Here is a 7,674-nt window from a genome sequence, read left to right as displayed (position 1 = left end):
AGATTACTCATGTTATACCCCTGAAACTCAAGGGTTTGAATCACGCAGCCGAGATGACGGCAACCAAATTAATGGGTCCAGAACCTAGGGTTTCCAGCCAGCGGTAATCGCGTCGAATTCAAGATAATTAGTATCTACAAGGTCAAAGATGGCAGGCTGGCCGAGTTCTGGGGGTTGCAGGACGAGGAAGCACTAAGAAAACAACTTGTTGCCTGCAAAGAATACTGAGGTTTGCTTTGTCCGCTTCTTGCCAGTTCATGCCCCCTGCAGCGAATGACCACTGATCGTCACGTTTTTACCGCTGAACAGTGGCATCAACCGGTTGACTAGTTCGTCAGGTGAGAGCCGATGTGCCAGATCGGAAAGTTCGGGCTCGCTGTCTGCGCTGATCGGTGCCAGGTTCAAGAGGTTGCCGAGGTTGTCCGCAAAGCTGGGTGCCTTCACCGTTTCGATTGCTTGCGTTAGTTGGCGGTCCTCGGCTGTTTCCTCGTCCTCGGCTGTCTCGCGCGGATCTTCGAAGTAACCGTATCCGGCCACGCCATGATCAAGATGCCCTTCATATTCAGGTGGATCAAAAGCACTTGGGCCAGTTACAGCCGCACGCTGTGACAAGGGCGGTTTGGCGACAGGCTCAGGGTCCGGTTCTTCGACCTCAGCCGATTTTGAAGAACCGGCATCCTTCAGGAACTCATCAAACCGCGTCACAATCCCATCCTTGGCCACAGGCACATCCGGCCAGGGCTTGCCCTTTTGACGGTTGTTCAGCGCTTTGAACCGATGGTCTTTGTAATAGGACACCCGATTTGTCCGGATCGGGAACATGCCCTTGCCGGTGACAATGACCTCTTCCTTGCCCAACCGACCGATTTCTTCAGGTGTCAGAAGCGCCCGGCTTTTCTCTGACCAGCTTTCCGACCGGCCGGGTTCTTTCGACCAGTTGCGCCCCGAGACGGATTTCTGCGTCACCGTCTTGTTGCCAAGGGCCTTGGACAGCTTTTGCTTTGTCTCCTCTGAATTGGGGGTCAGCCACACATGCAGATGCGAACTCTCTGTCAGAATTTCCTCACCAGCTGGCCCATAGTGTTCACGCAGCGATGCCGGCGACTGCACAATCAGGCACAGCCGGCCACCATAGCCGGGCAGGGTGGTCACAGCATCGAGGACGCCTTGCATCTTTCCCAGCGAATGAAACTCATCGATCAGAAACAGGACCGGCAGGAAATCCTCACCCGAGGCCATAAGGCGACGACGCAGCGCGTTGATGGCGCACTGGATGAACAGACGCACCAAAGGCCGCGACACCTGCTTATGCGCTTCAGGAATCGAGATGTAACAGGTCTGCGGTTTCCAACGCATCGATTCAAAATCGAAATCATTGTTCTTTGTCGCGCGCACGATCGCGGGGTTGCGCCATGCATTCAGACCACCACCCATCAAAACCGACAGGTAGATCCCCAGCTGCTTATTGTCCTGGCCCGCCATGCGCAGCATTGCCCCTTTCGAAACCGGATCAGGCGCGCGCGGCGCAAGGGCGGCGAACATGCCTTTGTAATCCGGTATCTCATCATCGCCCGCCACTTCCGGCGTCAACACCTGCAGGACGCGCCCGAGCGACGGTTCGGGTTCGTTACAGATAATGGCCGCGGCGGCCTCAAAGATTTCCTGTGCATCTTCCATCAACGACGCCTCAGCGCCTGTTGAACTTTTGGGTGCCAAAAGCGCGGCACTGATTTCCGAAATCCGCACAAGCCGGTCTTCCAGGTCTTCCATTGCCGCAATCTCAACCAGCGGGTTGAAGCTGTGCGACCGGCCGACAAGGGAACCGTCCGGATTGTTCGGAAACTGAACGTCGAAAGGCGATAGCACCCGCACCTTGTCGCCTTTTTCCAATCGCCGCCGCGACGTGGTTTCAAAAAGCTCGCCTTTGACATCATAGACGATGAGCGAACCGGGGTAGTCGAGCAGGGTGGGGACAACGATACCGACACCTTTACCGGATCGCGGCGGACCCGAGACCAGGACCGTGCCTTGATCATCTGTATGGGCGCGCAGGTGTGGCGCTTTTTTCTCAGGTTTGCCCAGCTTACCCAGCACCAACCCCCAATCGCTGATGAGACGTGCGGCGCGGATCTCTTTCGCCGTGGCCCATCGCGCATCCCCATGCGCATCAGTCGCCGTCACCCCAAACACCATCCCGCCAAAGAGATAGGCAAGGCCCGCGCCGGTCATCAGCCCGAGGGTGATGCCACCCCAAAGCACCAGGTCCCAATCCTTTTGGTGCAGACTATTGCGCTGGCTGAGCAGGAGCCAGGGCCGCCATGTTTCAATGTCGCCATTCACCTTCCAGGCTATCAGAAGCGCGGCCCAGAGCGGGATGCTGATGAGGCCAGCTGCTATCGTGTACGGAAGGTGGGTCTTTGCCTGTATGGTGCTCATGGCATTCTCCTTCAGGACAAGAGTGTTAAGGGGTGGAAAGCTCGAAAACGCTGCGGGGCACAACCGTGTTGCGCCCCGCCTGGAATGATGCTCAAGGCGTCACATATAGAGGTCTCGCGATACGAACACGTTGATGTTCTCGCCCTGATTCACCCAGATCGTCGGCGGGATCGACAGATATTCCTCAAAGGCGTCCTGACCGGAATTCGCAAAGCCATCGGTTCCGGTGGACAGATCGTTCTCGCTCAGAGTGCGATTTCCGAAGCTGGAAATCCCCGAGAAGATTGAGATGAAGAATGCCGCTTCAAACTTGAGGCCGAAATGGTGCTGCACATTGCCCGTCAGACCGGCGCGGCCGAGCCCGTCGACGCCGCGCGATCCGATCATGACCGAGCGTTTGTCTGTTGTGATCACCCGGTTCCAGGCCACTAGGACCCGGCGCTGACCAAGGGAGATATCTGACGAGTATTCGCCAATCAGCGTTGACCCTTTGGGTATCAGGATCGTGGTTGCATCTGATGACCACACATCCCGGCTAATGGTGGCTTTCAGTTCACCAGGAAGATCGGACGATATTGCTGTATCCAGAATGGCCGGAATCATGGTTCCTTGCGTCACCAGTCGATGCACATCCTGCAACTGAACCGCCCGCGCAGTCTGAACGGTACGAGACGCGGCCGCATCGAGGAAATCGTTGCCCGTGCTGTTATTCGCATTACCGCCAGCACCCGCTCCAGGAGCACTGCGCCCAAGGCTATTGGTCAGAGGCTGGGTCAACCGGTCTTCTTCAGCCTGAACCGCAGCCTGTGCCGCATCGCCTTCCTGTGCCGGTTCAGAAGCTTTGCCCGGTTCTGTAATCGGCCGGTTGGCCTGAATCCGCGCGAGCAGTTCCCGTTGCCGCCGTTCATCGGCCAGCCGATCCTCTTCCAGTTTCTTCAGGAACGCCTCAAGGGCCTTTTCTTGCCGTTCGGTGCGTTCTTCGAGCGCTGCGAGAGCGGCTGCGTCTAGATCCGGGTCGGGCGCTTGCGGGTTTGGCTCCGTCACAGGCTCCTCTTCCTGCGCCGCTTTAATTAACTCGCGCAGTTCGGCTAGCTCAGCCTCAAGCAAGGCAACGCGTGGGTCTGGCTCTTGTTCGACTTGGGGCAAAGGTTCCGTTGGCACGGCTCCAAATAGGGTGCCCCCTTGATTGCGCTGGTCCGGTGTCTCGTTGACTTCGGGAATGATGCTGCCGCGTCGGTCGCTGTCATTCCCGCCGCTGTTGATCCACAAGAACAGGCCAACAAAGGCGACGAATGCACCGATGCCGAGGATCATGGGCAGGTTTGGGCCGCGTGTTTCTTCCTCAGAGCCTTCGATGCGGTTTTTAAGCAGTTTGTTTTGCTCAGACATCAGCGGTTCTCCCCATGCAGGCTTGCGGTGCGGCTTGAGCCGGACTGGGACCGCCAGGGTTTGTTCGGGTCGCGGTTCTGGTCGATTTCATAGAGAGGGATGTTGAACACGCAGACCACATAAGGTCCGTCGCGCAGGACCAGGCGCGGATATACGCCGGTCACGACAATGGTGCCATCGGCCAGATCCGTTGAGTTGACCAGACGTTCGCGCCCTTTTGCATCCATGGCAAAGACGGCGGGCCGCACGCTTTGCTGTTTTAGGCGCAGATACGTCTTGCGCCCATCATCAAAGGCCACTTCCGGCCGCAACAGCCTGTCACCGCTTGCACTGTATTGCAGATTGGCAGGCCGACCAGTGGTGTTGAATGCCGTCTGGATGTTTCCTGCCTGTCGCGGTTTGAATCCCTTTTTCTGATCCGGATAGCTGAACCGATAGAGAAACCCGACATTATCCGGTGGCCCGGCTTCATGCGCCTGAAGGAGAAACACATAGCTGCGCAGGTTGGTTTGCAGAATGAGGTTGCTCGCCTGCGACGTGGCATGTTTGGCCTTCAGGACAAAGCCGTTGCCAGCGGTCAGAGGGATAAAATCCCAGGTCTTGGGATCGCCCCGGACCTCATCGACCATCTGTTCACCGGCTTCGAGGTGAATGCTGAGAGCATAGCCCCGCGAAACATCGATCTTGTAAACCTCGTCAGGGTGATACACGAGGGTGCGCACGCGCGCGTCTGTGCGGGTTCCCCGTCCTTTTTGTTCAGCTGAGACAGCGGCCACGCCAAGCGCCAGCATCACAGCCACAGTGCAGATCAAACGCAGCATTATCGCGCCTCCTCATCCAGTCGATAATTGGTGACGCAAAAGCCGGTTGGGTTGTTCCAACGTTCTTCCAGTGTCATGTTTCCGGTGCGGTCGAACTCGTAGCCCATCGTCACCACGAAATTCCGCATTGTGACGGGTGCGCCTTGTTGCGCCCGAGCGCTTTTCGTGATGCGCAGCGTGGCTGAGATTCCGTTGTTCAGTGTGACAGACCGAATGCGAACATCGACGCGGCCATAGCTGCCATATATGTTCATGGGGCTATTGGGATTGTCCTCGTCATAGAGCGCCGCCAGATCCTCTGCGGCCCCGCCACAGGTCCGCCGATACACATCTGTTAGCCGGTCGCGCTGATCGTGCGCATCATAGGTTTCCCGGTCGCGGGCGTACTGGAACAACAACGCCTGCGTGACATACTCGTCATCATCCAGCGTCAGATCACCCAGACGGGACTCCACGTTGACCAGTCCGGTATGCTTGTCGACCGTCATAGTGATTGGCACGACCTGTTTGAGCGGGGCGAGACCCATGACGGCCGCAACGCCCATCACGCCGATCAACGCGCCAACCCCAGCGACGATATAGGCCACCTTTGTCCTGCGCCGCATCGAGAGATACATCTCATCTTCCCAACGGTCGTGACCGTCGTGAATGGTGGTGGTATCGGGCAGGGGAGAGCTCTGATACTGCCCGTCAGGATTGAGCGGATCGGGCCTCAAATCTGCTGCTGCATGTCGCATCTGGTGACTCCTCGTCTGTTGCGGGGCCAGCCCGCCAGCGGTTTTTTGGGGAAACTTCAGGTCAGGTTCGTCGGCTTCGGGCTTCTTCGGCCATACGTTCGGCCCCACGCCTCACGGAGTCGCGAATGCGCTGATTGTTGGCTTCTGTTCCCGATGGTTTGTCGGCTTCATTCGCTGCACTTGCGCGCTGATTGGAGACGTCGCCCAAGTTGTTGCCGCCGGAGTTGGCACCTGTCAGCTGGCCGCCTAGAAGTTTCATACCGGCCTGGCCAGCGCCTTTGATCTGCGATTCACCGAGGTTGAGAGCTGCGCCGCCGATCCGCTGTGCGATCATCGGGCAGATCAGGAGAAGTCCTGCTGTAATCCCGCTCATTCCGGCCAATTTGAACATTTCCAGCGGTATGTCTGTTTCAGATCGAACACCTGCCGTCACAGCGTCAGCAGTGCCTTGGGTTGCAGCAATCGCAATGCCCATGACACCAAAGAGCAGGATCTGGAACAGAACCAGCATGGTTACACCGCGCACCCAACCATTGAAGATTTCGGCCGAGCTTCGGAGATAGGCCCAAACAGCAAGCACGGGGAAAATGGCAAGTAGTATGGCCAACAAGACTTTGGACGAAACGAGCAAAGCGAGGGCTATAACGATCATCAGGAGAATGAAGAGTGCGGCAAGCAAAGCAAACAAGAGTACCCCTAGAGCATCGCCCGCGATGTAATCCGTCACCCCGTATGACCCTAGTGCCGTCACGATGTTTCTGAAGGCAGTGTCAGCCAAATCGGCAAAGGCAGTGGCCACGCCGCCAGCATTTCCGCCTCCACCAAAATGGGTGATGATCGTATTGCCGACAGCCACCGGGAACCCGGTGATGAAAGGATAAATAAACTGCGTCCAGAGGACACCACCGGAGACCGCCAGATAGAAAAACGTAAATCGAAACACAAAGGTGATAAAGCCGTCCAGCGAAAAGCTTCCCCGGAACGCTGCTGTGACCGCCCAGACTGCCAGTGCAGCCCCGGCGAGTATCGTTAAAAACTCTGCGCTGGGGGTCGCAAGGGCCTGGAACACCTGCTGCGACCCACCATTGATGATATTGTCAAAGCTCTCATCCGTACCAACAAGGAAGTCTCTGATACTCATGATCCATCATTCCTTTTTCTGAATTTACGGATGCAGCCGTTCACAGCTCGGTCGGCTTCGTAGAATGCGTCCGACGCAAGCGCGAATTGGTCGGAAATCTCTTCCAAACTCATCCCCATCAAATCCTGGTCGATCTCCACCGCATCAGTGACACGCACATCCCGCTCCGGCATCGGCTCACCGGCAGCAAAAGCCGCTTCGCATTTTTCCGCGTAGGCAAATCTGACTTCGGCAGATCGGCGTTCTAAAGACACCGTCTTTGCTTTTCCGAGACGAAATTTCTCCCGCTTCTCATCAGCCGTTAGTGCAAGCGCTGGCTGGCCCGCCGCCAGTGTGGTGACAACGGTTGCTGCGATAAGGAAGGTGTAAGTGGGGAAGCGCATCAGTTTGATCCTTCAGGTCGGTAGGCCTGGCGCGCAACGATATCCTGACCGCGCAGGCGCTGGTTTACGATTGCGGCGTCCAGCTGACCTTGTGCGGAGAGAGTCTGCAACAAAGTGGCGAGCATCATACCGTTCTCAATCGCTATGCGTGTATTCAGATCGATGCTAGCTTTCAGATCATCGGTCGCGGAAATCTGCTCACGATAGCCGTCATACCGCTCCATCGCTTCCCCGGCCCCGGCAAAGCCTTCCTCGGCAACGGCGAGGCCGGCCATGCTCGATCCGGAGACCAAATCATGTGACCTTGTGGCCGGATCTTCTGCCGAACGTCCCAACGCCTGCAGCCCGCTTAGCGGCTGGAAATCGACCTTCAGTTCTTCCATGTGATTGCTAAGGCGGCGGTTCACCGAATTGCCGGTCATAGAGAGCGTGGAAAGGGACGAGGACAGCTTGCGTGGGGTTATGTCGCCACTGAACAGGTTGCCGATCGTTTCACGGGCACCAGTGATGGCATTGTGCGTCGCTCGTGCCTGGCGCAACTGTTCCTGAAGCTCGTTCAGCTGCAACAGGGCGTTATCCAGAATCTCAGTGTTCAGACCAACCATTTCGCCGCTGGAATTGAGCAGAGCGATCAGCTCCGCATGCTCTGCTGCACTGAAGGTTGGAACACCCTGTGCTTTGGCTGTGTCGGTGGTTCCGACAAATCCGGCCAGTGTAAGTGCAACAACCGCAGCTGTGGTTTTCAGAATGCGCTTCATTGTCTTGTC

At 57.1% G+C, this 7,674-nt stretch carries 7 protein-coding genes and 1 pseudogene; 1 reads left to right on the top strand and 7 read right to left on the bottom strand.

Annotation, left to right across the window (positions count from 1 at the left end; all coding sequences use genetic code 11):
• Window positions 1-96: 96 nt before the first annotated feature.
• Window positions 97-228: pseudogene (locus tag ACR0K5_RS23145) on the top strand (hypothetical protein); the annotation flags it as partial.
• A gap of 27 nt (window positions 229-255) precedes the next feature.
• Here ACR0K5_RS23145 and ACR0K5_RS23140 read toward each other — a convergent pair.
• The 7 genes from ACR0K5_RS23140 to ACR0K5_RS23110 all read right to left on the bottom strand — a co-directional run bounded on the left by ACR0K5_RS23140 (window position 256) and on the right by ACR0K5_RS23110 (window position 7,665).
• The gene (locus tag ACR0K5_RS23140) at window positions 256-2,436 is read right to left on the bottom strand and encodes a type IV secretory system conjugative DNA transfer family protein (protein WP_480631900.1); all 2,181 of its coding nucleotides are present in this window, start codon (window positions 2,434-2,436) and stop codon (window positions 256-258) included.
• A 99-nt stretch (window positions 2,437-2,535) separates the two neighbouring features.
• On the bottom strand, window positions 2,536-3,825 hold the full coding sequence (locus tag ACR0K5_RS23135; RefSeq protein ID WP_480631899.1) for a TrbI/VirB10 family protein: 1,290 nt from the start codon (window positions 3,823-3,825) through the stop codon (window positions 2,536-2,538).
• On the bottom strand, window positions 3,825-4,646 hold the full coding sequence (locus ACR0K5_RS23130) for a TrbG/VirB9 family P-type conjugative transfer protein (RefSeq protein WP_480631898.1): 822 nt from the start codon (window positions 4,644-4,646) through the stop codon (window positions 3,825-3,827). The genes ACR0K5_RS23135 and ACR0K5_RS23130 overlap by 1 nt, the downstream gene beginning before the upstream one ends.
• Window positions 4,646-5,383, bottom strand: a complete 738-nt coding sequence (locus ACR0K5_RS23125; RefSeq protein WP_480631897.1) for a VirB8 family type IV secretion system protein — start codon at window positions 5,381-5,383, stop codon at window positions 4,646-4,648. The genes ACR0K5_RS23130 and ACR0K5_RS23125 overlap by 1 nt, the downstream gene beginning before the upstream one ends.
• A gap of 61 nt (window positions 5,384-5,444) precedes the next feature.
• Window positions 5,445-6,524, bottom strand: coding sequence for a type IV secretion system protein (locus ACR0K5_RS23120; RefSeq protein WP_480631896.1), 1,080 nt, complete (start codon window positions 6,522-6,524; stop codon window positions 5,445-5,447).
• Window positions 6,521-6,907, bottom strand: a complete 387-nt coding sequence (locus tag ACR0K5_RS23115; protein ID WP_480631895.1) for a hypothetical protein — start codon at window positions 6,905-6,907, stop codon at window positions 6,521-6,523. Before ACR0K5_RS23115 ends, ACR0K5_RS23120 begins: the two co-directional genes overlap by 4 nt.
• The gene (locus tag ACR0K5_RS23110; RefSeq protein WP_480631894.1) at window positions 6,907-7,665 is read right to left on the bottom strand and encodes a type IV secretion system protein; all 759 of its coding nucleotides are present in this window, start codon (window positions 7,663-7,665) and stop codon (window positions 6,907-6,909) included. Before ACR0K5_RS23110 ends, ACR0K5_RS23115 begins: the two co-directional genes overlap by 1 nt.
• Between the last annotated feature and the right edge of the window lie 9 nt (window positions 7,666-7,674).

The sequence above is a fragment of the Ruegeria sp. AB9 genome (genome assembly GCF_056542585.1).
This window is presented reverse-complemented; position numbering and strand designations above follow the sequence as displayed.

Bases quoted from the DNA above. Each gene is read 5' to 3' on its own strand.
- ACR0K5_RS23130 (WP_480631898.1), bottom strand. From the start codon at position 4,646: ATGCTGCGTTTGATCTGCACTGTGGCTGTGATGCTGGCGCTTGGCGTG.
- ACR0K5_RS23115 (WP_480631895.1), bottom strand. From the start codon at position 6,907: ATGCGCTTCCCCACTTACACCTTCCTTATCGCAGCAACCGTTGTCACC.
- ACR0K5_RS23140 (WP_480631900.1), bottom strand. From the start codon at position 2,436: ATGAGCACCATACAGGCAAAGACCCACCTTCCGTACACGATAGCAGCT.
- ACR0K5_RS23120 (WP_480631896.1), bottom strand. From the start codon at position 6,524: ATGAGTATCAGAGACTTCCTTGTTGGTACGGATGAGAGCTTTGACAAT.
- ACR0K5_RS23125 (WP_480631897.1), bottom strand. From the start codon at position 5,383: ATGCGACATGCAGCAGCAGATTTGAGGCCCGATCCGCTCAATCCTGAC.
- ACR0K5_RS23135 (WP_480631899.1), bottom strand. From the start codon at position 3,825: ATGTCTGAGCAAAACAAACTGCTTAAAAACCGCATCGAAGGCTCTGAG.
- ACR0K5_RS23110 (WP_480631894.1), bottom strand. From the start codon at position 7,665: ATGAAGCGCATTCTGAAAACCACAGCTGCGGTTGTTGCACTTACACTG.